This window comes from Pseudarthrobacter sp. NPDC059871 (assembly GCF_042731175.1).
In the GTDB taxonomy this organism is placed as follows: domain Bacteria; phylum Actinomycetota; class Actinomycetes; order Actinomycetales; family Micrococcaceae; genus Arthrobacter.
This window is the reverse complement of record NZ_JBHWJV010000009.1, coordinates 62,138-87,186: the sequence shown is the minus strand read 5'-3', so window position 1 is coordinate 87,186 and position 25,049 is coordinate 62,138. Positions and strand designations below refer to the sequence as shown.

At 66.7% G+C, this 25,049-nt stretch carries 22 protein-coding genes, 1 tRNA gene and 1 riboswitch; of the genes, 6 read left to right on the top strand and 17 right to left on the bottom strand.

Annotated features, from left to right (window positions below):
- Positions 1-80: 80 nt before the first annotated feature.
- From sucD to ACFV4R_RS13240, 5 genes are all read right to left on the bottom strand, one after another.
- The gene (gene sucD / locus ACFV4R_RS13260; protein WP_056083823.1) at positions 81-983 is read right to left on the bottom strand and encodes a succinate--CoA ligase subunit alpha; all 903 of its coding nucleotides are present in this window, start codon (positions 981-983) and stop codon (positions 81-83) included.
- Positions 984-994: 11 nt separating this feature from the next.
- Positions 995-2,164 carry an ADP-forming succinate--CoA ligase subunit beta gene (gene sucC, locus ACFV4R_RS13255; RefSeq protein WP_377202900.1) on the bottom strand — a complete coding sequence of 390 codons (1,170 nt, stop codon included), beginning with the start codon at positions 2,162-2,164 and terminating at the stop codon, positions 995-997.
- A 223-nt stretch (positions 2,165-2,387) separates the two neighbouring features.
- Positions 2,388-3,110, bottom strand: a complete 723-nt coding sequence (locus ACFV4R_RS13250) for a hypothetical protein (protein ID WP_377202899.1) — start codon at positions 3,108-3,110, stop codon at positions 2,388-2,390.
- Between the two features lie 73 nt (positions 3,111-3,183).
- Positions 3,184-5,697: a DNA helicase PcrA gene (gene pcrA, locus ACFV4R_RS13245; RefSeq protein WP_377203012.1), complete on the bottom strand. Its 2,514-nt coding sequence runs from the start codon at positions 5,695-5,697 to the stop codon at positions 3,184-3,186.
- 85 nt (positions 5,698-5,782) lie between these two features.
- Positions 5,783-6,613 (bottom strand): inositol monophosphatase family protein, encoded by an 831-nt coding sequence (locus ACFV4R_RS13240; RefSeq protein WP_377202898.1) that lies wholly within the window; start codon positions 6,611-6,613, stop codon positions 5,783-5,785.
- A 32-nt stretch (positions 6,614-6,645) separates the two neighbouring features.
- Between ACFV4R_RS13240 and ACFV4R_RS13235 the strand changes: the two genes are divergently transcribed.
- Positions 6,646-7,281, top strand: coding sequence for a hypothetical protein (locus ACFV4R_RS13235; protein WP_377202897.1), 636 nt, complete (start codon positions 6,646-6,648; stop codon positions 7,279-7,281).
- Here the strand turns inward: ACFV4R_RS13235 and ACFV4R_RS13230 are convergent.
- Positions 7,241-8,035: a DUF998 domain-containing protein gene (locus ACFV4R_RS13230; RefSeq protein WP_377202896.1), complete on the bottom strand. Its 795-nt coding sequence runs from the start codon at positions 8,033-8,035 to the stop codon at positions 7,241-7,243. The genes ACFV4R_RS13235 and ACFV4R_RS13230 overlap by 41 nt on opposite strands.
- 83 nt (positions 8,036-8,118) lie before the next feature.
- Between ACFV4R_RS13230 and ACFV4R_RS13225 the strand changes: the two genes are divergently transcribed.
- From ACFV4R_RS13225 to ACFV4R_RS13215, 3 genes are all read left to right on the top strand, one after another.
- Positions 8,119-8,191: transfer RNA gene (locus tag ACFV4R_RS13225), tRNA-Arg, on the top strand.
- Between the two features lies 1 nt (position 8,192).
- A complete protein-coding gene (locus ACFV4R_RS13220) occupies positions 8,193-8,687 on the top strand; it encodes a DUF6314 family protein (protein WP_377202895.1) in 495 nt (164 codons plus the stop codon).
- On the top strand, positions 8,684-9,118 hold the full coding sequence (locus ACFV4R_RS13215; protein WP_377202894.1) for an NUDIX domain-containing protein: 435 nt from the start codon (positions 8,684-8,686) through the stop codon (positions 9,116-9,118). Before ACFV4R_RS13220 ends, ACFV4R_RS13215 begins: the two co-directional genes overlap by 4 nt.
- 25 nt (positions 9,119-9,143) lie before the next feature.
- On the opposite strand, the gene ACFV4R_RS13210 is transcribed toward ACFV4R_RS13215, so the two are convergent.
- Both ACFV4R_RS13210 and ACFV4R_RS13205 read right to left on the bottom strand, forming a co-directional pair.
- On the bottom strand, positions 9,144-11,057 hold the full coding sequence (locus tag ACFV4R_RS13210) for an ABC transporter ATP-binding protein (protein ID WP_377202893.1): 1,914 nt from the start codon (positions 11,055-11,057) through the stop codon (positions 9,144-9,146).
- A gap of 2 nt (positions 11,058-11,059) precedes the next feature.
- Entirely contained in the window at positions 11,060-12,721 is a 1,662-nt protein-coding gene (locus ACFV4R_RS13205) for an ABC-F family ATP-binding cassette domain-containing protein (RefSeq protein ID WP_377202892.1), read from the bottom strand.
- A gap of 251 nt (positions 12,722-12,972) precedes the next feature.
- Between ACFV4R_RS13205 and ACFV4R_RS13200 the strand changes: the two genes are divergently transcribed.
- Positions 12,973-13,710, top strand: coding sequence for a hypothetical protein (locus ACFV4R_RS13200; protein WP_377202891.1), 738 nt, complete (start codon positions 12,973-12,975; stop codon positions 13,708-13,710).
- Complete coding sequence (locus tag ACFV4R_RS13195; RefSeq protein WP_377202890.1) at positions 13,707-14,444, top strand: hypothetical protein; 738 nt, start codon at positions 13,707-13,709, stop codon at positions 14,442-14,444. Before ACFV4R_RS13200 ends, ACFV4R_RS13195 begins: the two co-directional genes overlap by 4 nt.
- Positions 14,445-14,724: 280 nt before the next feature.
- Here ACFV4R_RS13195 and ACFV4R_RS13190 read toward each other — a convergent pair whose 3' ends face one another.
- From ACFV4R_RS13190 to ACFV4R_RS13150, 9 genes are all read right to left on the bottom strand, one after another.
- Complete coding sequence (locus tag ACFV4R_RS13190) at positions 14,725-17,754, bottom strand: alpha-mannosidase (RefSeq protein WP_377202889.1); 3,030 nt, start codon at positions 17,752-17,754, stop codon at positions 14,725-14,727.
- A gap of 123 nt (positions 17,755-17,877) precedes the next feature.
- Positions 17,878-18,756, bottom strand: a complete 879-nt coding sequence (fdhD, locus tag ACFV4R_RS13185; RefSeq protein WP_377202888.1) for a formate dehydrogenase accessory sulfurtransferase FdhD — start codon at positions 18,754-18,756, stop codon at positions 17,878-17,880.
- A gap of 67 nt (positions 18,757-18,823) precedes the next feature.
- The gene (locus tag ACFV4R_RS13180; RefSeq protein WP_377202887.1) at positions 18,824-20,326 is read right to left on the bottom strand and encodes a molybdopterin molybdotransferase MoeA; all 1,503 of its coding nucleotides are present in this window, start codon (positions 20,324-20,326) and stop codon (positions 18,824-18,826) included.
- The gene (locus ACFV4R_RS13175; RefSeq protein WP_377227110.1) at positions 20,323-20,619 is read right to left on the bottom strand and encodes a DUF6457 domain-containing protein; all 297 of its coding nucleotides are present in this window, start codon (positions 20,617-20,619) and stop codon (positions 20,323-20,325) included. Before ACFV4R_RS13175 ends, ACFV4R_RS13180 begins: the two co-directional genes overlap by 4 nt.
- 12 nt (positions 20,620-20,631) lie before the next feature.
- Positions 20,632-21,297, bottom strand: a complete 666-nt coding sequence (locus ACFV4R_RS13170) for a molybdenum cofactor guanylyltransferase (protein WP_377202885.1) — start codon at positions 21,295-21,297, stop codon at positions 20,632-20,634.
- A gap of 166 nt (positions 21,298-21,463) precedes the next feature.
- Positions 21,464-21,964: an HNH endonuclease gene (locus ACFV4R_RS13165; RefSeq protein WP_045732346.1), complete on the bottom strand. Its 501-nt coding sequence runs from the start codon at positions 21,962-21,964 to the stop codon at positions 21,464-21,466.
- A 246-nt stretch (positions 21,965-22,210) separates the two neighbouring features.
- Positions 22,211-22,990 (bottom strand): NlpC/P60 family protein, encoded by a 780-nt coding sequence (locus ACFV4R_RS13160; protein ID WP_377202884.1) that lies wholly within the window; start codon positions 22,988-22,990, stop codon positions 22,211-22,213.
- Between the two features lie 157 nt (positions 22,991-23,147).
- Positions 23,148-23,834 (bottom strand): C40 family peptidase, encoded by a 687-nt coding sequence (locus tag ACFV4R_RS13155; protein WP_045732388.1) that lies wholly within the window; start codon positions 23,832-23,834, stop codon positions 23,148-23,150.
- A gap of 70 nt (positions 23,835-23,904) precedes the next feature.
- Positions 23,905-24,102, bottom strand: a riboswitch (cyclic di-AMP (ydaO/yuaA leader).
- 112 nt (positions 24,103-24,214) lie between these two features.
- The gene (locus ACFV4R_RS13150) at positions 24,215-25,045 is read right to left on the bottom strand and encodes a M23 family metallopeptidase (RefSeq protein ID WP_377203011.1); all 831 of its coding nucleotides are present in this window, start codon (positions 25,043-25,045) and stop codon (positions 24,215-24,217) included.
- Between the last annotated feature and the right edge of the window lie 4 nt (positions 25,046-25,049).

Here is a 25,049-nt window from a genome sequence, read left to right as displayed (position 1 = left end):
GTCGTCGTACTTAAACAAGAAGCGGCGCCGCCTGCCGTCCCGGAGGACAGCAGGCGGCGCCGCTTTTGTGCTGGTGCAGCCTAGAGGGTTGCGAAGACCTCGCGCAGCAGCTTGGCGGTCTCGGACGGCGTCTTGCCGACCTTCACGCCTGCAGCTTCGAGAGCTTCCTTCTTGGCCTGCGCGGTGCCCGCGGAGCCGGAGACGATGGCGCCTGCGTGGCCCATGGTCTTGCCCTCGGGGGCGGTGAAGCCTGCAACGTAGCCAACAACCGGCTTGGTGACGTTGGCCTTGATGAAGTCGGCTGCGCGCTCTTCAGCGTCACCGCCGATTTCACCGATCATGACGATGGCCTTGGTCTCGGGGTCGGCTTCGAACGCGGCAAGGGCGTCGATGTGGGTGGTGCCGATGACGGGGTCGCCGCCGATGCCGATGGCGGTGGAGAAGCCAAGGTCACGCAGTTCGTACATCATCTGGTAGGTCAGGGTGCCTGACTTCGAGACGAGGCCGATGGGGCCCTTGCCGGTGATGTTGGCGGGGGTGATGCCCACCAGTGCTTCACCGGGGGTGATGATGCCGGGGCAGTTCGGTCCGATGATGCGGGTGACCTGGTTACCGTCGGCGTCAACCGTGGCCTGGGCCAGGGCCCAGAATTCGGCGGAATCCTGGACCGGAACGCCTTCGGTGATGACGACGACCAGGCCGATGCCTGCTTCGATGGCTTCAACGACGGCAGCCTTGGTGAATGCCGGCGGCACGAAGACGATCGAGACGTCAGCGCCGGTCTCCGCAATGGCTTCCTTGACGGTGCCGAAGACCGTGATTTCCTTCTCGCCGTGCAGCACAGTGGTGCCGGCCTTGCGGGCGTTGACGCCACCGACGATGTTGGTGCCGGCCTTGAGCATCAGGGCGGTGTGCTTGGTGCCTTCGCCGCCGGTGATGCCCTGGACGATGACCTTGGAGTCCTTGTTGAGGTAGATAGACATGGTGCGTCCCTTTACTTAGCTGCGTTGGCGAGCTCGGCGGCCTTGTCGGCGCCCTCGTCCATGGTGGCGGCCAGGGTAACCAGCGGGTGGTTGGCCTCGTTGAGGATGCGGCGGCCTTCCTCGACGTTGTTGCCGTCGAGGCGGACTACCAGCGGCTTGTTGGCGGTGTGGCCCAGTTCGGCCAGCGCACCCACGATGCCCTTGGCGACGGCGTCGCAGGCGGTGATGCCGCCGAAGACGTTGACGAACACGGACTTGACCTGCTCGTCACCCAGGATGACGTCCAGGCCTGCGGCCATGACCTCGGCCGAGGCGCCGCCGCCGATGTCCAGGAAGTTGGCGGGCTTGACGTTGCCGTGGTTTTCACCGGCGTAGGCAACGACGTCCAGGGTGGACATGACCAGGCCTGCACCGTTGCCGATGATGCCCACTTCGCCGTCGAGCTTGACGTAGTTGAGGTCCTGCGCCTTTGCCTTGGCCTCGAGGGGATCAGCGGCGTCCTTGTCCTCCAGCTGAGCGTGCTTGGCGTGGCGGAACTCGGCGTTCTCGTCCAGGGAGACCTTGCCGTCAAGGGCCACGATGTCACCGGCGCCGGTCTTGACCAGAGGGTTGACCTCCACCAGGGTGGCGTCTTCCTTCTTGAAGACGTCCCAGAGCTTGAGGATGACATCGGCGACCTTGCCGCGCAGGTCCTCAGCGAAGCCTGCGGCTGCGACGATTTCGTCAGCCTTGGCCTGGTCGATGCCGACGGCGGGGTCGATGGCGATCTTCGCCAGGGCCTCGGGGCGTTCGACGGCGAGCTGTTCGATTTCCATGCCGCCTTCAACCGAGCACATGGCCAGGTAGTTGCGGTTGGCCCGGTCCAGCAGGACGGAGAAGTAGTATTCCTCGGCAATGTCCGCACCCTGGGCGATCATCACCTTGTTGACGGTGTGGCCCTTGATGTCCATGCCCAGGATGTTGGTGGAGTGCTCAAGTGCTTCGTCTGCGGACTTTGCAACCTTGACGCCGCCGGCCTTGCCGCGGCCGCCAACCTTGACCTGTGCCTTGACGACGGTTACGCCGCCAATCTTTTCGGCAGCTGCTTTTGCTTCTTCAGGGGTGTACGCCACGATGCCGGCCAGCACGGGTACACCGTGCGCCTCGAACATATCGCGCGCCTGGTATTCAAACAGGTCCACGGTTTAGTGTCCTTCTACGTCGAAGTAGTTTCTATACAGCCGGACACCATCGAAAGACGATGACCGGGCTGCGGAATGCACGCACGGGCGGCCTGTTGGAAACGAGCCACGCGGCGTTGTTGCTCCATGGGGAACTCTAGTCCTTTGGAAGGACGGAGCCGTCCCAGAGTACCGCTTATGTGAGTAACGACACTATTCTATGGGGCGTAGAAAAACCGCGGAATTACGGGGTTTTTGGGGCATCCGCGGGCGCCGTTGCGGTGCCGGGCGCGGGGGCGGAAATCAGTTCATACTTCTGCGGGGAGACGAAGAAACCCACGCCGGCCGAGACGTTTCCGCATGCCACGCCACCGTTGTAGGCCGAGCAGCGCAGGCCGTTGCGTTCCAGGTTCTGCCCGTTGGCCAAAGCGCGTATCTGGAGCAGGGGCCCGGCCTTGCTGCCGCCCGGCCCGTAAGTGGCTTCGGTCTGTGTGACCCCGGAACGGCATTCCCCGTAGCGGGCAGCGTCCGGCGTCAGCAGTGCCACGCCGCCCAGGTAGCCGAGGTTGGTTCCTGCGCAGTCATCCTTGACGTCCTCGCGGGCCGGCTCGGCGTAGGTGGCGAGCTCGCAGTGGGCCACGGGGACAGTTGCGAGTTTGTTGTTGGCGGTGTCGCTGAAGCTGTTTTCTTCGTAGGGAAGATTGACGTGCTCCCCTCGCGCCGAGGTGAGCGAGCAGACGATGCTCCGGTCTTCAGTGGCAAAGGACAGGACGTCCTCCCCGCCGCCGGAAAAGTCCTCGGGGTTGGCCAGCGGGGCCTGTTCGAGCTGCGCCATGGGTGCCAGCGGCGCCGGCGGGACGTAGTCAGGGTCCTCAGTGGTGACGCTGCAGGCAGTGGCGGTGAACAGGAGGGTCACAAGAGGCAGGGCGGCGAGCATCCCCAAAGCAGTCCGTCGCATGGGCTCCATTATGCTCCATGGCGGAATCAGGCGGACGACGGCGGGAGCACGCCTTCCACGATGTCGGCGGACATTGTCCGGGCTACTGGGCCTCGACCTTGGTCAGCGGAGCGTAGCGCAGCAGCAGGCGTTTTTCGCCGACGTCGAACTTCACCTTCGCCACGGTCTTGTCGCCGGCGCCCTCAAGCGCCAGGACGGTTCCATTGCCGAAGCTGGTGTGGTTGACCTTGTCTCCCACGTTGACGGCGATGATTTCCTTCTGCGGCTGGACCCTGTTCCGGGCGATGGCCGCGGGAACGTCGGCGTTGAATCCTGCCGAAGGATCGGCGGCGGCGCCGCGGGAGGTGCCCGCACCCCAGAAGGAGCCGCTGTAGCGGCCGGAACTGATCGATCCCCCGCCCCAGGCAGCCTGCCGGCTGGTACCCTCGCGCTTCCACTCCAGCAGTTCCGATGGGATCTCCTCGAGGAACTGGCTGGCCGGGTTGTACTGGCTCTGGCCCCACATGTTGCGGACTTCGGAGCGCGTGACGTAGAGGCGTTTGCGGGCCCGGGTCAGTCCCACGTAGGCCAGCCGGCGTTCTTCGGCCAGTTCCTTTGGATCCGTGGCGGACCGCTGGTGCGGGAACAGCCCGTGCTCCATGCCGGTCAGGAACACCACGGGGAACTCAAGGCCCTTGGCGGTGTGCAGTGTCATGAGGGTCACCACGCCCAGCCGCTTGGCTTCCGCGACGGCGGCGTCGATGTCGGCGCCGGGGGCATCGGGGATCTGGTCGGCGTCAGCCACCAGCGACACCTGTTCCAGGAACGCCCCCAACGATCCTTCAGGGTTCTCCTGTTCGTACTCGCGGACCACGGCCACGAGTTCGGCGAGGTTCTCCACCCTGGATTCGTCCTGGGGGTCGGTGCTGGAACGCAGGCCGGCGAGGTAGCCGGTCTGTTCCAGGACTGCTTCGAGGGCGGCGGCGGCACCGGAGCCGGCCGCTACCTCGGCGAGGTCGTCCAGGAGCTTCACGAAGCCCAGGACGGCGTTGACGGAGCGGGTGGCCATGGCGGGAGCCTGCTCGGCGCGGCGTGCCGCGGCCATGAAGGAGATCCGCTCACGGCTGGCGAGCGCCGCGACTGCACCTTCGGCGCGGTCGCCGATGCCGCGCTTCGGTTCGTTGAGCACCCGCCGGAGGTTGACGTCGTCGTCCGGGTTGACCAGGACGCGCAGGTAGGCGAGGGCGTCCTTGATTTCCTTGCGCTCGTAGAAGCGGGTGCCGCCCACCACCTTGTACGGCAATCCGACGCGCACCAGGACATCCTCAATGGAGCGGGACTGGGCGTTGGTGCGGTAGAAAATGGCAACGTCGCCGGGGCGGAGGTTGTCCTCGTCCTGAAGCCGGTCGATTTCTTTCGCGATGAACTGGGCTTCGTCGTGTTCGTTTTCACCCACGTAGCCGATGATCTTGTGGCCTTCGCCCTCGGCCGTCCACAGCCGCTTTTCAGGGCGGTTGGGGTTGCGGGAGATCACCGAGTTGGCGGCGCTGAGGATGTTTTGCGTGGAGCGGTAGTTCTGCTCCAGCTTGATGGTGCGGGCCTCGGGGTAGTCCTTCTCGAACTCCACGATGTTGCGGATGTCTGCCCCGCGGAAGGCATAAATGGACTGGTCCGAGTCACCCACTACGGTCAGCTCCGAGGCGCCGGGGCCCTCCCCCACGATTTCGCGGACCAGTGCGTACTGGGCGTGGTTGGTGTCCTGGTATTCGTCCACCAGGACGTGGCGGAACCGCCGCCGGTAGGACTCCGCGAGCGCCGGGAAGGCCCGGAACATGTAGACGGTCTCCGCGATGAGGTCGTCAAAGTCCATGGCGTTGGCCTGGCGCAGCCGCTGGGTGTACCCCTTGTAGACCTCGGCGACGGCCTGCTCGAAGGGGTCGTTGTAGTTGGCGTCCGAGGCGTAGGAATCGGCGTCGATGAGCTCGTTTTTCAGCGCCGAAATCTTGTGCTGGATGGCTTTGGGCGCAAACTTCTTGGGGTCCAGGTCCAGGGCTTTGGACACCTGGGTGACCAGGCGCAGCGAGTCCGCAGCATCGTAGATTGAGAAGTTGGATTTCAGGCCTACGTTGGCGGCCTCCTGGCGCAGGATGCGGACGCAGGAGGAGTGGAACGTGGAGATCCACATGATCTTGGCGCGGCCGCCCACCAGCGCTTCGATGCGTTCCCGCATCTCCGCGGCGGCCTTGTTGGTGAAGGTGATAGCCAGGATTTCGCCGTGGTGGGCGCGCCCGGTGGCGATGAGGTAGGCGATCCGGTTACTGAGCACGCGGGTCTTGCCCGAGCCCGCACCGGCAACGATCAGCAGTGCCGTTCCGGCGTGCTTGACCGCTTCCTCCTGTTGGGGATTCAGGCCCTCCGTCAGCTTGGCGGGATCCAGGCGCCTGCCGTGATGCTGCCCGGACTGGTGCTGCCCTGCGTGCTCGCCAGCGGCATGGCCGCCGGACGCCGAACCACCGGGCCCGGCCGCGGTAGCCACCCCGTCGGAACGGGTCCTTGTGTGGGTGGCAGATGCGGGGGCGGCCTTGAACGGTCCGTCAGAGTACGGGTCAAACAACATATCCATGGTGCCTACAAGTCTAGGCGGTGGGACCGACACCCACTCCCAGCCTGTGGATGACGTGCCCCGGAGAGCCTGGAACGGCTCAGGCCACCGAGCCTGATTCAAGCGCGGCACGCAACTCGCGCACCGCCGTCGTGCCTCCGGCCATGAACCACTCCAGGCCGTTGACCTGCACGGTGTCAACCGCTCCGCCGGCGGCGCGTACAATCGCCTTGCCGGGCAGCCAGTCCCATTCGGGGCAGCTGTGCTGGAACCAGCAGCCGAGCTGCCCGTCGGCCACCCTGCCCAGGTCGCAGGAGCCTGATCCCAGCATGCGCAGCGCCGCAGCGGAGGTCGCCGCCGCGTGCCAGGGCATGGCGCAGAGCGGGTCCATCAGCCAGGTGGGGTGGATGTAGGTGGCGGCGCCCAGTTGGGCGGCCGGGGTGGCGTTGCGTTCCCCGTGGTTGTCGCCGTACACGGTGATGGTGTCGCCGTTCAGCGTGGCCTGCCGGCTGCTGCCGCCAAGCCACAACTTGTCCTCCTCAGGCTGGAAAATGGCTCCCAGCTGGACGTCATGCTCATCCTTGAGCGCAATGGCCGAGCACCAGTATGTGGAGCCGTGCAGGAAGTTGTAGGTGCCGTCCACGGGGTCGATGACCCACGTGCGGCCGCTGGTCCCCTGCACGGAGGCGCCTTCTTCGCCCAGGATGCCGTCCTCTGGCCGGCACCGCTGCAGCTGCGAGAGGACGTACTCCTCGGCAGCGTGGTCCGCGGCCGTCACCACATCGGAAACGGAAGTCTTCTGCCGGGACTGCAGTCCTGCCATCCGCATGAGAAGCGCCAGTTGCCCGGCTTCGCGGACCAGTGCCGCAGCCAGTTGGTAGTCGTCCAGTGCAGGGTCAAGTACAGCTGCGCTGTGTCGGCCAATGGTCATGGCTTCAGTCTATGGGGCGGAATAATGGAGCCATGGCCAAAACCCCTGCCCAGCGGATCAAGAAGCACGGTGCAAAGGCTGCCGTGCCGCAGCACCATCTCCCGCCGGTGGTGAACCCCACTACCGCGCGCACTCCCGAGAAAGCGCAGAACAACAGCAACCTCATCCTGATCTCCGGTGTGGTGGCCAGCCTGTTCCTGTTCTGGTACCTGCACCTGCTGACCATGGACCAGCTCACCCAGCTCTCTGCTGGCAAACCCATGCCTGACTCCCTGGTGGGCGGCTTCGATCCGGTGTACATCGAGGATCTGCGCGGCGCCATGAATGACGACGCGCGCGGCCAGCTCAACTACGTCCATAAGACCGCCGGCATCCTGTTCCCGCTGATCTTCGGCTTCACCTGGCTGCTGCTCATCGGCACCAATGTGGCCAAGAAGACCCTGCGCTGGGTGCTGTGGGCCCTGCCGATGCTGTTCGTCGTGGTCCGGCTGTGGTCCAACGTGGCCATTGACGCGCTGATGGGACCGGACGCTCCCGACGCCGGCCAGGTAGCCCTCGCGTCCGGCCTCACGGTGGCGGGCTGGGTGCTGCTGGTCCTCAGCCTCCTGGCCGGCGCGGCCGCGGTGGTTATCGGGACGCGGAAGCGGAAGGCCACGGTGGCCGCCTGAGCCCATCCGTTGAAGCCCGCAGGGTTTTCCGGTGCCTGTGGACCCGCCGGGCAATGACGATGCCCGCCGTTGCCATGCCCACGGTGACCGGATAGCCCATCAGCCGCTCCAGGGTTCCGGGTTCGGGAACGTCCATTCCGGTCAGCCCGCCGGTTGCCAGCGCTGCCAGGGAGACGGCCCCGCAGGCCAGGAGGAACCAGGCCATCCGAGCCTTCCGCAGCCACAGGAAGCCCAGCACCAGCAGCGCCGCGGCGCCGGTGAGGAAGTACGTCACGGCACCGACGAAGTGCCACCCGGAGCCGGCGTCCTCCGGGACCAGCCCCACCACCACGGTTCCCGCTCCTGCCGCTCCCGTCAGCACCCGCACCGCGGCGGCCGCGAACCATGGCCTGCGCCGGCCCGGCTCAACCCGGGTACCGGGACGTGCCGCGACGCACAGCAGCCCGGACGTCAGCAGCACCGCGCCCAACAGCATCCCCAGCCCCTGCACCACGAACGAGGCATTCATCAGCCAGTTCAACGGCGAACACACCTGGCGGCCGTCGTAGATACCGCAGTTCAGCGCGCCAAGGTCGCTGATGTAGCCGGTGCGCAGGTCGTAGGGGCGCGGACCGGCCCAGGCCATGACCACGGCGGCCTCCGCCGCAAAGTACTGGAGAACGCTCAGGACCGACCACGCGCCGATGTACTGCCGGGTGGACGCTGTGTCCGGTATGAAGGTGGCTGCGGGAGCGGCCGAGGGGGCAGGACTCATGCCTTGAGCGTAGTACGGCTCCGTACCTTGTATGCTGGTATGCGTGTCCGTCCGGACCGGCGCCGCCGATCCCCAGGATGCCTGCCCTCGTAGCTCAGTGGATAGAGCACGGCTCTCCTAAAGCCGGTGTCGTTGGTTCGATTCCAATCGAGGGCACTTGAATTTCGAGTCCCCGGCGTTTGACCTTCGCGCCTACCTGCTCGGCACCGCCGGCACGCCGGACGGGACAGTAGAGCCGGGGCGCCCCGGCCGCTGGACCGTCGAACGGGATCTGCTGGACCGGGCAGCCGGCACCCGCGGAACCTTTTCCGGCGTCGTACTTTTCACGCCAACGCCCGACGCCGGCCTGGACCTTCGCGAGGAAGGCACCATGCGCTGGCCCACCTTCACCGGCCCCGCCACCCGCGCCTACCGGCTCAGGCCCAGCGGCCGGCCGGACGCCCTGGACGTCTTCTTCCCGGACGGGCGGCCGTTCCACCGCATGAGCTTCGCCCCGGAGTCCAACCTGGACAACCACTGGTGCGATCCCGATACCTACCGCGTGGCCTACACCCTCGAGGGCCCGGACAGGTTCAGCTACAGCTGGGACGTGGCCGGGCCGCACAAAGACCTGCTCCTGACCTCGCACCTAACCCGGAATGGGGACGCATGAAGCACCGCATAGTGGTGTCCGCCGTCTGCGTTTTTGACGACGCCGGCCGCCTCCTCACAGTCCGCAAACGCGGCACTACCATGTTCATGCACCCGGGCGGCAAACCGGAGCCCGGCGAGACGGCCGTGCAGGCGGCGGCCCGTGAGCTGGAGGAAGAAGTGGGCATCGTCATCGATCCACGCCGGCTCCGGCTGATGGGGGTATGGATCGCGGATGCTGCCAACGAAGCCCACACGGACATCGAGGCCACCGTGTTCATGGCGCCCGGGACGTGGCAGGCCCATCCTTCGGCCGAGATTGCGGAGATCCGCTGGCTGGACCTTGCCGGCCGGGAAGCCGACGCTCCGTTTCCAGGCGACCTCGCGCCGCTGCTGACGGACCACATCCTGCCCGCGCTGGCCGCGCCGCACGCCACCCCGCCGGGCCCCTGACGCCCCAAGGGTCCGGGAAAGGCTGCTAGGGCTCGGGGACGGCTTCTGCGGCGACGGCGGTGGCCTCGGCGAACTGCGTCCGGTAGAGCTCGGCGTAGCGGCCCTCGGCGGCCAGGAGCTCGGTATGCGTCCCGCGTTCCACGATTTGGCCGCCCTCCACCACCAGGATGGCGTCGGCCGCGCGGACGGTGGACAGCCGGTGCGCAATAACGACGGCGGTCCTCCCCTCCAGGGCGGCGCCAAGGGCTGCCTGCACAGCGGCTTCGCTCGTGGAGTCCAGCGCGGCGGTGGCTTCATCCAGGATCACCACCCGGGGCTGGGCGATAAGGAGCCGGGCGATGGTCAGCCTCTGGCGTTCACCGCCGGAAAGCCTGTAGCCGCGCTCCCCCACCACCGTTTCCAGCCCGTCCGGCAGCGACCTGATCATCGTCTCCAGGCGTGCCTGCCGAAGGACATCCCACATGTCGTCATCCGTCGCGTCCGGGCGCGCGAGCCGAAGGTTCGAGGCGATGGTTTCGTGGAACAGGTGGCCGTCCTGGGTGACCATTCCCAGCGTGTCGCGGAGGGAATCGAACGTGGCGTCCCGGACATCCATCCCGGTTCCCGGCAGGGTGCCGCCCAGCCGCACCGCGCCCGAGTCGACGTCGTACAGCCGCGACAGCAGCTGGGCGATGGTGGACTTGCCGGCGCCGGAAGAACCCACCAGCGCCACCGTCTGGCCCGGCTCAACCCGGAAGCTGACACCATGCAGCACTTCCTCGCCGCCCCTGGTATCCAGGGTGGCGACTTCCTCAAGCGAGGCCAGCGAGACCTTGTCCGCCGACGGGTATGCGAAGCGGACATTGTCGAACTCAACAGACACCGGCCCGGCCGGAACCGGGCGGGCGTCCGGCTTCTGCTGGATGAGCGGCTTCAGGTCCAGGATTTCAAACACCCGTTCAAAGCTGACCAGCGCGCTCATGACTTCCACCCGCGCGTTGGACAGCGCCGTGAGCGGGGCGTAGAGCCGGGTCAGGAGCAGCGCCAGGACCACCACGTCACCGGGGGCCAACTCGCCGCCCAGGGCAAGCCAGCCGCCCAGGCCGTACACCAGCGCCAGCGCAAGCGCGGAGACCAGCGTCAGGGCCGTGACGAAGGTGAACTGCAGCATTGCCATGCGGACGCCGATGTCACGGACCCTGCCGGCGCGGGCAGCGAACTCGCGGGATTCCTCATCCGGGCGGCCGAACAGCTTGACCAGTGTGGCGCCGGGCGCGGAGAACCGCTCAGTCATCTGGGTGCCCATGGCGGCGTTGTGTGCGGCAGCTTCGCGGCGCAGGTCTGCCAGCTTGGAGCCCATGCGCCGGGCCGGGATAAGGAAGATCGGCAGCAGCACCATGGCGAGCACGGTCACCAGCCACGACGTATTGAGCATCACGGCCAGCGTCAGGACCAGGGCTACGGAGTTGCTCACCACTCCGGAGAGGGTGCCGGCGAAGGCGGATTGCGCCCCGATGACGTCATTGTTGAGCCGGCTGACCAGCGCCCCCGTCCGGGTGCGGGTGAAGAAGGCAATGGGCATGCGCTGCACGTGGTCGAACACCCGGGTGCGCAGGTCCACGATGACGCCTTCGCCGATGGTCGACGAGAACCAGCGGGTCAGCAGCCCCACGCCGGCCTCCCCCACAGCCACAATGGCAATCAGCAGGGCAAGCCAGGTCACGGTTCCCGTGGCTTCCTTGGCAATGATGGCGTCAACCACCTGGCCGGCGAGCACCGGGGTTGCCACGGCAAGGAAGGCCGCCGCAATGGAGCAGAGCACGAAGGCGATGAGCTTGCCTTTGTGCGGGGCAGCGAAGGCCAGCACCCGCTTCAGGGTTTCCTTGGAGAACGGCTTGGAGCCGCTCTTTGCCGTGCTGATGTTGTACAGCGAGCTCCAGGCCACGCGGTCCATGCTCATGGTTATTTCTCCTGGCTTGCAGTGTGGTGGAGCTGCCGGACCGTGCCGTCTTCGAGGTGCCACCGGTAGTCGAGCCGGACGTTTTCCAGCAGCCGCCGGTCGTGGGTGACCAGCAGAAGGGCTCCGTCGTAGCTTTCAAGGGCCTCTTCAAGCTGCTCAATGGCCGGCAGGTCGAGGTGATTGGTCGGTTCGTCCAACACCAGCAGGTTCACGCCGCGGGCCTGGAGCAGTGCCAGGGACGCCCGGGTCCGCTCCCCCGGGGACAAGGAATCCACGGTCCGTGAGGTGTGGTCCGCCTTCAGTCCGAACTTTGCCAGGAGCGTCCGGACGTCTGCGCTGGTCCAGTCCGCCAAAACCGCTTCGACGGCGTCGCCCAGCGGCGAGCTGCCGTCCAGGAGCCCGCGGGCCTGGTCAATCTCGCCGACGGCGACAGTGGCACCCATGGAGGCGTCGCCGTCGTCCGGCGCCTGGGTTCCCAGCAGGAGGCGCAGGAGGGTGGACTTCCCGGCGCCGTTGGGTCCGGTGATCCCGATGCGCTCGCCACCGTTGAGCTGGAGGCTGACCGGTCCCAGCGTGAAGCTGCCCTGGCGTGCCACTGCGTTGCGCAGGGTGGCGACGACGGCGCTGGAGCGGGGCGCCTGGCCAATGCTGAACTGGAGCTGCCACTCCTTCCGGGGCTCCTCCACCACGTCGAGCCTGGCAATGCGGGACTCCATCTGCCGGACCTTCTGGGCCTGCTTCTCGGAGGACTCAGTGCTGGCCGCGCGCCGGATCTTGTCGTTGTCCGGGCTTTTCTTCATGGCATTCCGCACGCCCTGGGAGCTCCACTCACGTTGGGTCCGGGCACGGGAGACCAGGTCCGCCTTCGTGGCAGCGAATTCGTCGTATTTCTCGCGGGCGTGCCGGCGTGCCACGGCGCGCTCTTCGAGGAAGGCGTCGTATCCGCCGTCGTAGACTGCCACGGCGTTCTGGGCCAGGTCCAGTTCCACGATGGTGGTGACGCAGCGGGCCAGGAACTCGCGGTCATGGCTGACCAGCACCACGCCGCCGCGCAGGCCGGTGACGAAGTCTTCCAGCTTGGCCAGCCCGGCAAGGTCCAGGTCATTGGTGGGCTCGTCCAGCAGCACAACGTCAAACCGGCTCAGCAGCAGCGCCGCCAGGGCAACCCTGGCGGCCTGGCCGCCGGACAGCCCTGTCATCAGGGCATCGGCGCCCGTTGCAAGGCCGAGGTCGGAGAGGACGGGCGGGATGCGTTCGTCCAGGTCTGCGGCGCCCGATGCCATCCACCTGTCGAAGGCACGTGCATAGGCGTCGTCCGCGCCGGGAGCTCCTGCGCCCAGGGCTTCTGCGGCGGATTCCATCTCGGCGGTGGCCTGCGTGCAGCCGGTGCGGCGGCCAATGTACGCTGCCACGGTTTCGCCGGCAACGCGCTCGTGTTCCTGCGGCAGCCACCCCACAAAGGCATCGGCGGGGGCCAGGCTGACGGAGCCGCCCTGGGGCTGGTCGACGCCGGCGAGGAGGCGCAGCAGCGTGGATTTCCCGGCACCGTTGGCGCCCACTACGCCCACCACATCTCCCGGGGAGACGGTGAAGGAAAGATTTTCGAAAAGCGTGCGGTGGCCGTGGCCGCCGGAGAGGTCTTTGGCAACAAGGGTTGCAGTCATTGATGCGTCCTTTCGCCCGGGTGCATGCGCAGCCGGTCCCATGCCGGGACGGGCCCGGCGATGCCTTACGGACAGTCCCGGGAAAGGCGCTCCGGGCCGCGGGCATGAAAGAACCCGCTGGTCCGGACTTGGGGGGTGTACGGACCAACGGGCTCGACCATCAAGCATAGTCGAAACACCTCCCGGGGTAAAATCGGCGGTCCCGCGGCACGGTAAAATCGACTCACCATCCGTCCTGCAGAGAGCACTTCATGACCCTTCCCGCCAAGGCGTTCCAGCGCTGGCTGCAAGGCATCGCCCCTGATGCCAGCACGGCAGACGTCTGCCGGGTCTCCGGGATCAAGCGGACCACGCTTGCCCAGCAACTGGTACGCGGCAAGGTTTCCGTCTCCACGGTGGTGAGCATCAGCCGTGCGTACGGCATCAACCCCGTGGACGCCCTTGCGGGCTTTGACAGTTATCGCGTCCTTGCAGGACCGCCGCAGCCACCCACGCGGGGCGAGTTGGTCAGCCAGATTTCGACGGCGGACCTGCTGCGGGCAGCGCTGGCACGTCCCGCCATGGACCCTCTGGGCGGCCAGGGCGCTGCACCGCATCCCCTGAGCCCTGTCCCGCATGCCTCCTCGGTCAAGAACTGGGTGGATGCGATCGACGACGGCGAGGTCCGGCACCGGGTGTCAGCCGCTACCGGGATCGCTCCGCAGAATTACTCTGCCCAGTTGACGGCCAACAGGCTCTCGCCGGAACTGGCGGTGGCCACCTCGGTGGCGGCCGGAGTGGGTCCGGCCGGCGGGCTGGTAGCCACCGGCCTGATCACGGAAGAGGAAGCCGGGTGGGCGCCCGGCGCGCGCCAGGAGGCGCTGGACAGTATGTCCGACGGCGACCTCACCGCCCTGGTGGGCGACAGGATGCAGGCATTGGGCAAGGTATTGCGCCGCCAGGAGCAGGACCAGGCACAGACGGAAAAAATTTGGGAGAACCTGGGATGATCACGATCCTTCAATGGACCACGTTGGCTGTCTGCGGACTTGTGGCCCTCGCCCGTGTCCCCAGTGCTGTTCGGGGTGAAAACAGGTCGCTGTTCGGCATCTTCGCCCTCATGACCCTCGCCATCCTGCTCAGCATCGAAGCTCCCTACGTTGCCATCGACCAGGCCTTGGGTGGCATCAACCTGGCTAACCTGCTGCTCCGGTTCGTCATTTTCGGTGCAATCTTCTTCCTGGGCATCCGGGTGGCCAAGGGTTTTGGTGCAACCGGAACTTACCGTCTGATCACGGGCCGGCCCGGGATCCTGGTGCTGCTGATCCTGTCGGCCTTGGTGATAGCAGTCTTCTTCCTCATGGACACTGAGGGCTCCTCGGCAGGGCTTAGCACGGTCTATGCCAAGGATGACCGTCACATGCTGCTGGTGGAGTATTACGGAGCAGCCGGCCGCGCTTACCCTGCCTTCGTCGGGGTCGCGCTCATCCCCGCCATGGTCAAGGCCGTCGGAAGCCGGCTTCCCGTCCTGGTGCGGGTTGCGGCGCTGCTGCTGGGAGTTGGCGGAGCGGCGATTGGACTGAGCCTGCTCTTTCCCTTTATTCCGGCGGACTGGAGCGCGATGCGGTTCGTTGTGAACTACACAGCCGTCCTCTGCTACATCGTGGGTCTGGCGTTGATCTGGGTTGCCAAGGTCCGCCGGCGCAAACCGCTGGCCGGAACCGCGTCATTTACCGAAAAGTAATCAAACTGCCTTTCACATAATCATTAGAATGTGAAACAATCATGAATGTGTGAAGGTGAGGCACGGCGCGTTTTTGAACGGGGATAATTTCTTGGACGGCGCCCTGTTTCGGGGGCCTTCACACGCATTGGGGGGATGAGTGGTGGCGGCCGTTGGGGACCGCCCCCACTCAGCCTATTTAACGGCCTTTTTAGCAGGGGCAGGCGCGTCTCCGCCACGGTTTTCCGTCCAGGTCTGTGGGCCCGGCGGACCCCCAGACCTGGACAATGACCTCCGGGTACTACCGAACGAACCGCAGGGTCACCAGTTGGAACGGCCGGAGCTGAAGATCCGCGCCACCCTCAGCCGCGGACACCCCGGGGGCCTCTGTGGGCCGCTCCAGCAGGTCTGTCACCACGATGTCACGCACGGGGAAATTCGCCGTGATGCGCCCGGCAGTGCGCTGCCCCAGCGACTCATACAGACGGACTACGACATCGCCGGAGCCGTCTTCGGCAAGCTTGACCGCTTCAACAACCAAGCCCGGTGTGCCTACCGAGACCAGTGGCTCAACCGGCGCGGCCCCCGTGACCAACCGGGGCGCAAGGTTGGTCCTGTACCCCTCCTCCACTGCGGCCCCAATATCTGCGCCAGGCCGGATGGTTACGGTCAGCTCGTGCCGGCCACGGTCGGCCGTAGGGTCCGGGAATTTCGGCGCCCGCAACAGCGAGAGGCGCACCGTGGTGGTGGTGCCGCCGTCGGCCTCCCTGATGCTCCTGCCGACGTCGTGGCCGTAGGTGGACGAGTTGGACAATGCGACGCCGTAGCCGGGCTCCCCCACGTGGATCCAGCGGTGAGCGCAGATCTCAAACTTCGCGGCTTCCCAGGACGTGTTCGTGTGGGTTGGCCGGAAGACATGCCCAAACTGGGTTTCCGACGCCGATCGGTCGGCGCGGACGTCAAGGGCAAACCCGAGCTTGAGCAGTTTCTCCCGTTCCTGCCAGTCCACCGATGTGGTGATGGCCAGGGACGGGCTGCCCGGAGCGAGGGTGATGCGCTGAGTGATAGGGGAGGTTCCGGCCAGGCGTTCCACCACAACAGTGGCGCCATCGGGCCCCTCCTCCAGCCGGACCGATTCCGCGCCGGTCAGGGCAGTGACGTTCCGCCGGTAGAACTCATCAATATCCCAGGCGTCCCATTCGTTGGGGGTGTCCCGGTGCAGCTCCAGCAGGTTGCCGCGCTGTCCCGGTGCTATGGCTTCGCGGCCGGAGGCGTAGTCCTGCAGGGATGACAGCAGGCCGTCCGCGTCCAGGACCGCCCGGATGACGCCGTTGTCCAGGACGTATCCGCCATCCCGGCTGCTGGCCCGGACCGGTCCACCCTGGCCTGCCGGTTCGGCGGCGGCCAGCGCCGGAACTCCGTTTCGGGCATGCGGGGAGGCGTTGAGCAGGAACGTCCGCTCCCCTGCTCCCAGCGCGGCCGCGGCGGCCTGGCTGATGATGGCTTCCAGGGCGGCCTCGATGGCCTGGTAGTTGCGCTCGGCGTCCTGGTGTACCCAGGCAATGGAGCTGCCCGGAAGGATGTCATGGAACTGCTGCAGCAGGACCAGCTGCCACAGCCGCTTCAGCTCAGCTGCCGGGTACTCGAAAGCGGCGTCGGTGCGGACGGCGGCAGTGGCACACCACAGCTCGGCTTCCCGGAGCAGGTGTTCGCTGCGCCGGTTGCCCTTCTTTGTCCGTGCCTGGCTGGTATAGGTGCCGCGGTGCAGCTCGAGGTACATCTCCCCCACCCACACGGGCAAAGCCGCATATTCCTCTTCGGCCTGCCGGAAGAAACTCTCAGCGGATCCGATCCGAACCTTGGGTGAGCCTTCCAGGTCTGCGGTGCGGGCGGCGGCACTGAGCATTTCCCGGGTGGGTCCGCCGCCGCCGTCGCCATAGCCGAACGGCACCAGGGACACAGTGCCCCGGCCGTGATCCCTGTAATTGCGCTCCGCGTGCGCCAGCTCGCGGCCGCTGAGCTCGGCGTTGTACGTGTCCACCGGGGGGAAGTGCGTAAAGAGCCGGGTACCGTCGATGCCTTCCCAGTTGAAGGTGTGGTGCGGCATCCGGTTGGTCTGGTTCCAGGAGATCTTCTGCGTCAGGAACCAGCGGCTTCCCGCGGACTTCACGATCTGCGGCAGTGCGGCGGAATAGCCGAAGGAGTCCGGCAACCAGGCCTCCAGGCACTCGACGCCAAATTCGGACAGGAAGAACGATTTTCCCTCAATGAACTGCCGCGCCATCGCTTCCCCGCCGGGCATGTTGGTGTCAGACTCCACCCACATGCCGCCCACCGGAACGAACTGACCGGCGCGGACCTTCTCCCGGATCCTGCTGAACAGTTCCGGATAGGACTCCTTGATCCAGGAGAGCTGCTGGGCGGACGAACACGAAAAGACAAAGTCCGGGTTCTCGTCCATCAGGGCCACCACATTGGAGAAGGTCCTGGCGCACTTCCGGACGGTTTCGCGTACCGGCCACAGCCAGGCCGAGTCGATGTGCGCGTGGCCGGTGGCCACCAGCTGGTGGGCGGAAGCGTAGGCGGGCTGAGCCAGCACCCCGGCCAGCGCGTCCCGGCCGGCCGCCGCGGTCCCGGCGACATCGTCCGGGTCCATGACGTCCATCATCCGTTCCAGGGCCCGGAGGATTTCGTGCCGCCGCGGGAGTTCGAGGGGCAGTTGTTCCATCAGTCCGGACAAGGTCCAGACGTCCTGCTGCAGTTCCCAGACGGTCTGGTTGAGTTCGGCGATGGCGATGGTTCCCAGCCGGTAGTGCGGGGCTGTTCCGGCTGTGGACTTGTCACCGTAGGGAGTTGCCGCGAAGGTCCAGTCCTGCGCGAGGTCCGGGTTGGCCGCTGCCTCCACGTAAAAGTCCACCGCCATGCCGGTGCCCAGAAGCTTCAGTGGGATGTACCGGTTACGGGGAGAGACGGCCTTGATGATGGTCCCGTCCGGCCGCCAGGCAATGCCCTCGCACTGGAACCCGGGGGTTTGGACGGTGAATCCGAGGTCCACCACTACCTCGACCGTGGTGTCCGGGCCGGTGCCCCACGACTCGGGGACGTCGCCCTGCAGCCGGAGCCACCTGGTGCTCCACGGCTTGCCCCATGCCGTCCCGTGCTCGAGGGGCTGGAACTGCTGCCGCATCGCTTCGAGGGCGGGCACCGGCTCATCCGGTACGTCCCAGCTGCTCAGGGTCAGGGGCACGGTCCGGCTGTAGACAGCAGGGTCGATGCGCTCACGCACAAACCTGGTGAGTCGGACTTCCGTGATCCTGCGGTCGTCATGCAATGTGGGCCCTCTTTAGCGCTTGGAAAAATTGGATCATCGTGTCCATTCGATGGACAAATCTACCCGCTGGTAGCCAGCAAACCAACCCCTTAGCGGCAGCATCCGAAGGGGGTTGGTGGGGCGTCAGGCGGGCGCGGCGGCTGCTACCGGACTGCTGATCCTGGCGGCTCCGGCGTAGACATTAAGGCTGGTTCCCCGGCTGAAACCGGCAAGCGTCAGGCCGCTGGCTTCGGCGAGTTCCACGGCCAGGCTGGAGGGAGCGCTGACGGCAGCCAACACGGGAATCCCCGCCTGGGCCGCCTTCTGGACCAGCTCGAATGACGCGCGTCCGGACACCTGGAGGACGGTGCCGCGCAGTGGCAGGAGTCCTTCGCGCAGGGCCCAGCCCACCACCTTGTCCACCGCGTTGTGCCGTCCCACGTCCTCGCGGAGGCACAGCAGCTGCACACCGCCGTCGTCCCCAATCCGGAAAAGCCCGGCAGCGTGCACCCCGCCGGTATCGTCGAAGAGGCGCTGCGACTTCCGGAGCAGGGCGGGCAGGGATGCCAGCACGTGCGCGTCGATCTTGAGGGGGTCCGCCGCGGGGCTGTGGTGCGAGGACTTCCGGACGGCTTCAATGGAGTCGGTCCCGCAGATGCCGCAGGAGCTGGATGTGTAAACGTTCCGTCCCGTTTCCGGCAGGGGGACGTCAGGACGAAGCTGGGCCTCCACCACGTTGAAAGTCTGGACACCGTTCTCGTCCTCGCCGGCGCAGAAGCGCAGGGAAACCAGCTGGTCCGGAGTCCAGATCACGCCCTCGGACACCAGGAATCCGGCTACCAGGTCGAAGTCGTCGCCGGGGGTCCGCATGGTGACCGAATAGGAGAGGCTGCCCAGCCGGATTTCCAGCGGCTCCTCCACCGCCAGGACATCCTCGCGGTAGCGGACGGGAAACTCCAGCGCCTTCGGCGAGCCGTCCAGGACATACTTATGCACCTTGCGGCGCTGCGTCACGCGTCCCATGGACCGTCCTGCCTGTTCATGTCTCCATCATCGCACTGCAGGGTGCCTGCTCTGCCAAACCCCCGGCTCAGCCGAGAAGGGCGCTCCAGTCCACTGGCCCCGCGGGGCCGGCCTTCGCGGCCGGCCGGGACGTCCTGTTGCTGCGCGGTTTGGCTTTGGCGGGGTCGGCCGGGGCTGGAATGGGCGGGCCCCACGGCAGTGCGAAGGCCGGTACCTGCTCCCCCAGCTGCACGCCGTGCGGCGGAACCACCATGACGCCGTCGGCCGTGGCAAGCCCGCGCATCATGCCCGGGCCGGTGTGCTGGGCCGGAGACGCCATCCCGTACACCAGCCGGAACGGCATGAGGCGCGTGCGGCCCGGATCCGGGTCTATGAGGGTACCTGAGGCCACTTCCTGTACCTCCGGAAGTGTTCCGTGACCCAGGGCGGCCAACAGGGGCGCACCCACTGTAAAGAGCGCCATCATGGCGGCGAGCGGATTGCCGGGCAGGCCCAGGACGAACCGGCCGTCGGGGAGTTCGGCCAGCACCACCGGGTGCCCGGGCCGCATGGCCACGCCATCAACCACCAGGCGGCCGCCCAGTTCGGCAACGGCGCGGCGGAGATGATCTGTGCCGGAGCGGCCGGTCCCCCCGGTAGTGATGACGACGTCGGCCGGGAGCCCGGGTGCGCCGGGACCCTCCGGGACCACGTCCTCCAGGGCCGCGAGCCAATCCCCGTAGGAGTCGCCGATGCGCTGCTGGCCGCCCGGGATACCACCGAGCATGCCGACGACGGCCGGCAGCTGATGACCGAACGTGTCCCGGACCTTCCCCGGTGTTGGCAGGCCGTGCACCACTACTTCGGACCCGGTCAGCAGCAGGCGCACGAGGGGTTTGCCCTGTACCTGCAGCTCGTCATATCCGGCCAGTGCGGCGACTGCCAGGTGTGCCGGATTCAGGGTCACCCCCGCCGGAACAAGGATGTCCCCTTCCTGCGCTTCCTCGCCTGCTTTACGCACGTGCTGGCCGTTGCGCGGTTCACCCGGGCGGGCAGTGCCACCCGTGGCGAGGACGGGGAGCCCGTCCTCGTCCTCGGCGAGGACAGCACTTTCGCTGCGCAGGATCCCCTTGCCGCCGGGCGGGATGAGTCCGCCGGTAACGATGGGGCTGGCCTGGTGCGGCGCCAGGCGGGCTCCGGCTTCCACGGGGATCCACGGCCCGGACCCGTTGACTGCCCAGCCGTCCATGGCCGAGGAAGCGTAGTGCGGCATGTCCTGGAGCGCAACGATGTCCTGCTCCAACCTGCGGGCCTGGGCCTGTTCCAGCGGCACCGGTCCGGGCGGGATGGGTGTTGCGGCGTCAAAGGCGGCCTGGCGGGCTTCGGCCCAGGTGTGGGCCAGGTGATGGTGGCCCTGGCCCTCTTCCTGGCCGGTTCCGGCCTGACCTTCGTCGTTTTGTTCCTGCAGTTGTTCTGGCAGTTGTTCCTGAAGTTGTTCTTGCGGGTGTCCGTGGCTGTGTTCAAGGCTGTGGCCGAGGCTGTGTTTATTCCCTGCGGGGGATGCTGCTTGCTGCCCGGGTGCTTCTGTCATTCGCCGGGAGCCCCGGGGGCTTCAGCGTCATAGTCGGCAGCCAGCGTGCGGGCGACGGAGAGTGCCTTTTCCATGGCCGCGGCATCTGTCGAACCGCCGGAGTTCGAGGCCAGGCCCGCGGCGAATCCGGCGATGAAGGTGGTCAGCGGGGCGGCGGGACGGACCACGGAATGCGCCGCCACACCGGCAAGGGAAAGGATGGCATTGATGTCCACCTGGACATCCTCAAGCTCGTAGGCCTGGAGCAGCGACCTGCACCACTCCTCCAGTGTTTCGTCCTGGCTCTTCACCACGTGCCTCCAAAGTTAACTGCGGCCGCGCCCGGCCCCGTCCACGTCCTCCACATCCGGGCTGCCGGCGGCAATCCCCAGTGCGGCGGCATCGTCCCACGTGTCCACATCTGCCGTGTAAGCGGCCGGAACGGCGACAAGCTGCACGTCCAGACTAGCAAGGAGTGAGCGGACTGATCCGTTGACCAACCGGCCGTTCGCGGCCATTTCCCGGGCGGCGCTTTTTAGCATTTCTGTGCTATAAACTCCGGCCAGCGGCTGCATCTTCCCTCCACCATGTTCATCCTCGGTACAGGCCATATAGGACCCCGCCCCCTGCCCCGCGGACAGTTCACGCAGTAGGGCACGCACAGCCCCTGAGACCAAGGGCATATCACAGGCCAGGACGAGGGTGTGCGGAGCGCCGGCCCCCGCCCGGTCCAGGACATCCAGGCCGGTGGCAATGGCCGCTGCGGGGCCGGCGAACTCCGGCTCTTCGCGGCACGTGAGCACTCCGGGGGGCAAGGGGCCGGGATCCGGGCCGACAATCACGGTGTCCCGGGCTCTTTCGGCGGCGGCCAGGGCCCGGTCCAGGAGGGTGGTTCCGCGAAACAGCAGCCCCTGTTTCGGGACTCCTCCCAGCCGTGAGGACCGGCCTCCCGCCAGGATGAGGGCATCAAAGGCCGGCACGTCGTCTTGCATGGTTCAAGCGTAGCCAGTGCCGGGCGCCGACAGGACAGCCCCGGCATTCAATAGGTGAGGCGGCCAGCAACGCCCAGGCCCGGCGGCCGGCGCAGGCAACACCGCCAGGACCGCCAACCCGTCAGCGCAGGTCAATCAATGGGGCACAGCAGACAGTCAGCGCAGGTCAAGCGGCGCGCTCCGGCAGGAGGAACGGATCCCACGCCGGCGTGGGCTTTTCCAGTTCCTTGATCTGCCAGATGGTGCCGTGCGGAGGCGCCGGCTCAAACCGCAGCTTCCAGCCCATTTCAGCGGGCGTGTGGTCGCCTTTGACGTTGTTGCAGCGCAGGCAGGCAGCCACCAGGTTCTCCCAGGAGTCCGCCCCTCCGCGTGACTTGGGGTGCACATGGTCGATCGTGTGCGCTGCTTTTCCGCAGTACGCACACTTGTGCCCATCTCGCCTCAGGACGCCGCGCCGGCTGACGGCGGTGGCATGGTTGTATCTGGGCCGGATGTAGCGGTTGAGGAGAATCACGGAGGGGCGGCCCAGGATTTCCTGCGGACCCACCACGGGGTCATCGCCCTCGGCTACCACGCTTGCCTTGCCTGTGAGCACAAGCACCAGCGCCCGGCGGAAAGTAATAACCGCCAGCGGTTCATATCCAGCATTCAGAACGAGAGTGCGCATGCACGTACCTCTTCACGGCCGCACCCGTCAGGGGCACGAGGGCCGGCTGCCCTCGGCATGTCCGGGCTATGGATCGACACCACAAGAGTAAACAAAGAAATGCAGGATCAGCTAATCACGGCACACAGTATCGTCAGGGAAGGACGTCCGGAGCGCACCGCCCGTGAACGGCAAAGGACCCCTGCCGCGTGGGCAGGGGTCCTTTCACTCCGGGGGCGGCCGTACCGGCCGGCCCTTTCAGGAAGATCAGTTGACGCGGATGAAGACCGGCCCGGAACCGACGTTGGCGCTGAAGACCACGGTCTGGTTGCCGTTGTAGCCGCCGTGCACAGCCTGGCCGTTGCCGGCGTAAACAGCGATGTGGGCCATGCCGGCGCCGCCGTCGGCGTAGTAGATCAGGTCGCCGGGCTGGGCCTCGGCAGCGCTCACGGTGCGGCCCAGGGAGAGGTAGCCGGCGGGCCAGTCGTGGAAGTTGATGCCCACGGCAGCCAGCGAGTTGGTGACCAGCATGGTGCAGTCCTGGTTGACGCCGAGCTGGGCGTACGCTGCGGACAGGATTGCTGCGCCCTTGCCGCTGGAGGATGCCTGGGGAGCAGATGCGGGCTGCGCCGTGACGGTAGCGGTGACCTTCGGCGCTGCAGCGGTCTGGGTTGCGGCGGCCTGGGCGGCCGGAGCCGGAGCGGCTTCCTGGACCTCAACCTCGGGCTCTGCCTCAACCACCGGAGCCGGGCTGGTGCTGACGGCCGGCTTCTCGAAGGAGATGTTGATGGTGGACGCCGCGGAGATCGGGGCTTCCACAGCTGTTCCAACTTCAAAAGCTGATGCAGGAGCGGAGTCGCGCTGGACGTTGGTGTCAGCTGCGTTTGCGGCGATGCCGCTGGTCAGGACCAGGCCCGAGGCTGCGGCGATAACCGCTGCCTGGCGCCCAACGCCGCCGGCGTTGCCGCCAACAGCCTTGGCGATAATGGCGATTGAGTTGGTCTTGGTGACTTCGGCGCGATGCCGTGCGGTAGCACGAGTCGTCATCAGTTCTCTCTTTCGTTGTCCCCGGGCCTGTAGGCAACACGGGGGTTTTGGACGCGCCGGCATCTTGGGGGTACGTCGGCGCGTCCCGAACGGGGATGTGTGAATTAGCGAAAAGCGGGGGCAAAGAAAAAGTTTCTGGGGCCTGGGGCCCCAGAAACTAGTTCATGGTGTAGAACGAGGAGGTTCCGGTGGCGGCAACCGCGTGAAGGAGGGTGCCCTGGGACGGGTTGAGCGCGCTGATCATCATGCCGTTGCCGACATAGATGCCAACGTGTGCGCCGCCGTTCTGCATGACGAGGTCGCCAGGCTGCGGGGTGGAGGTGGGCTTCATGGCGTTCCAGGCATTGACGCGCGGGATGCTGATGCCGGCCTGGGCGTAGACCCACTGGGTGAATCCGGAGCAGTCCCAGCCGTTGGGGCTGGTGCCGCCCCACACGTACGGGTGGCCAATGCCGGTGTACGCGATAGCCGCGATGCCCGAGGTGGCGGCGGAGGAAACGGTCTCCGCGAGCTTCTCGGAGGCAGCTTCGGTCGAGTCAGCGGCTGCGGTGACGGCGTTGCCGGCATCCCGTGCTGCTGAAGCTGTGGACTGGGTGCGTACCGGCTCGGGCTTCGGAGCGGCGGTGGTCTTGATGACCGGGCGCTCGAAGGAAACGGTGGCAGTAGGTGCCGCGGTGACGGCGAGGGCCGTCTGGGCCGAACCCGACTCGGTGGATGCCGAGACACCCGCGGTGGTGTCCGCGACGGCCGGCAGGCCCATACCCAGAACGAGGCCGGAAGCAGCTGCAACTACTGCAGCCTGGCGACCCACTGTCCCGGCATTGGCACTAACAGCCTTGGACACGGCGCCCAAAGGGTTGGTACGAACCGTTTGCGCACGGTGGCGCGCAGCATTATGGCGTGAAGACACGAAGGTAGCCTCTCCCAATGCCTGCGAGGTGAGCTGTCGGATTCGGATGGGAGTCACCCGGCCACACGGCTTCCAAGGAAGCTTTCGTGACTTAACCCCAAGGCCTTCGAAACAAGAAGGCCAAAATTGGTTCCCCCGCCCCTGCCAGACGATGAAATGCGAACGGACCTTGAGCGGTGGCAGAGTTAGGCAATCCACTCAAGAGCGTCAACTTCGGAAAAGTTGACGCGAGTTAGACGGTACAGCAGTTTTGTTTGAATGTCACATTCAGGTCACGGCGGGTCACGGCCATTCGAGAGTCCACCATCATTTGGCTAGAGCCAGCCGGTGGGGTCGACGACCTCGCCGTTGACCTGGACTTCAAAGTGGAGGTGGCAGCCGGTGGAGGCGCCAGTGGTCCCGCTGAGGGCTATGACGTCACCACGGGAGACGGTTTGGCCCTCGGTGACGTTGAACGACGACAGGTGGTTGTAGGTGGTCTCCAGGCCGTTGCCGTGGTCCACCACCACCCTGTTGCCGCCGCCGTACTGGTGCCAGCCCACAAAGGTCACGGTTCCGGTGGCGGCAGCCATCACGGAGGTTCCGCACTGGGCAACATAGTCCTGCCCGCGGTGGAAGTCGCCAGTGCCGCCGGTGATGGGGCTGACGCGGTAGCCGAACGGCGATGCCGTGGCCATGGTGGCCAGCGGGGCCCCCAGGGTACCGGCGGATGCAGCCCGGGAGACCGATCCTGCGGACTGGGCGCTGAGCAGCTGCTTGAGCTTGCCGTCAGGGTCCGCCTGGGTCACGACGGCGGAGCGGCTGAAGTCGATCTGGGCGCCAGCTTCTGCGGAAATCGCGGGCTGCGGCGTCACCGACGAGGCGGCAACGGCACCGGTTCCGCTGGCGTCAGTCGCCATAACAGGACTGGTGACGGGGACGGTCACGGTGAGCACCAGGCCGGTGGCGGCAAGCGCGATGCCGGCCTTTTGGCCGATGCCGCTGGCCGAGGCGAATTCCGTTATCTGGCGGAATGGACCCCGACGGCGGCGCGCATCACGGTGAAGATCGCGGGGGCGCGAGGTCTCGGCAGCCTGGACGGCTTCGACAGCACGCGGCGTAGCAGCGGGGCCCGCCGCGCGCCGGCGGCCCCGGGGGGTCTGCATGGTC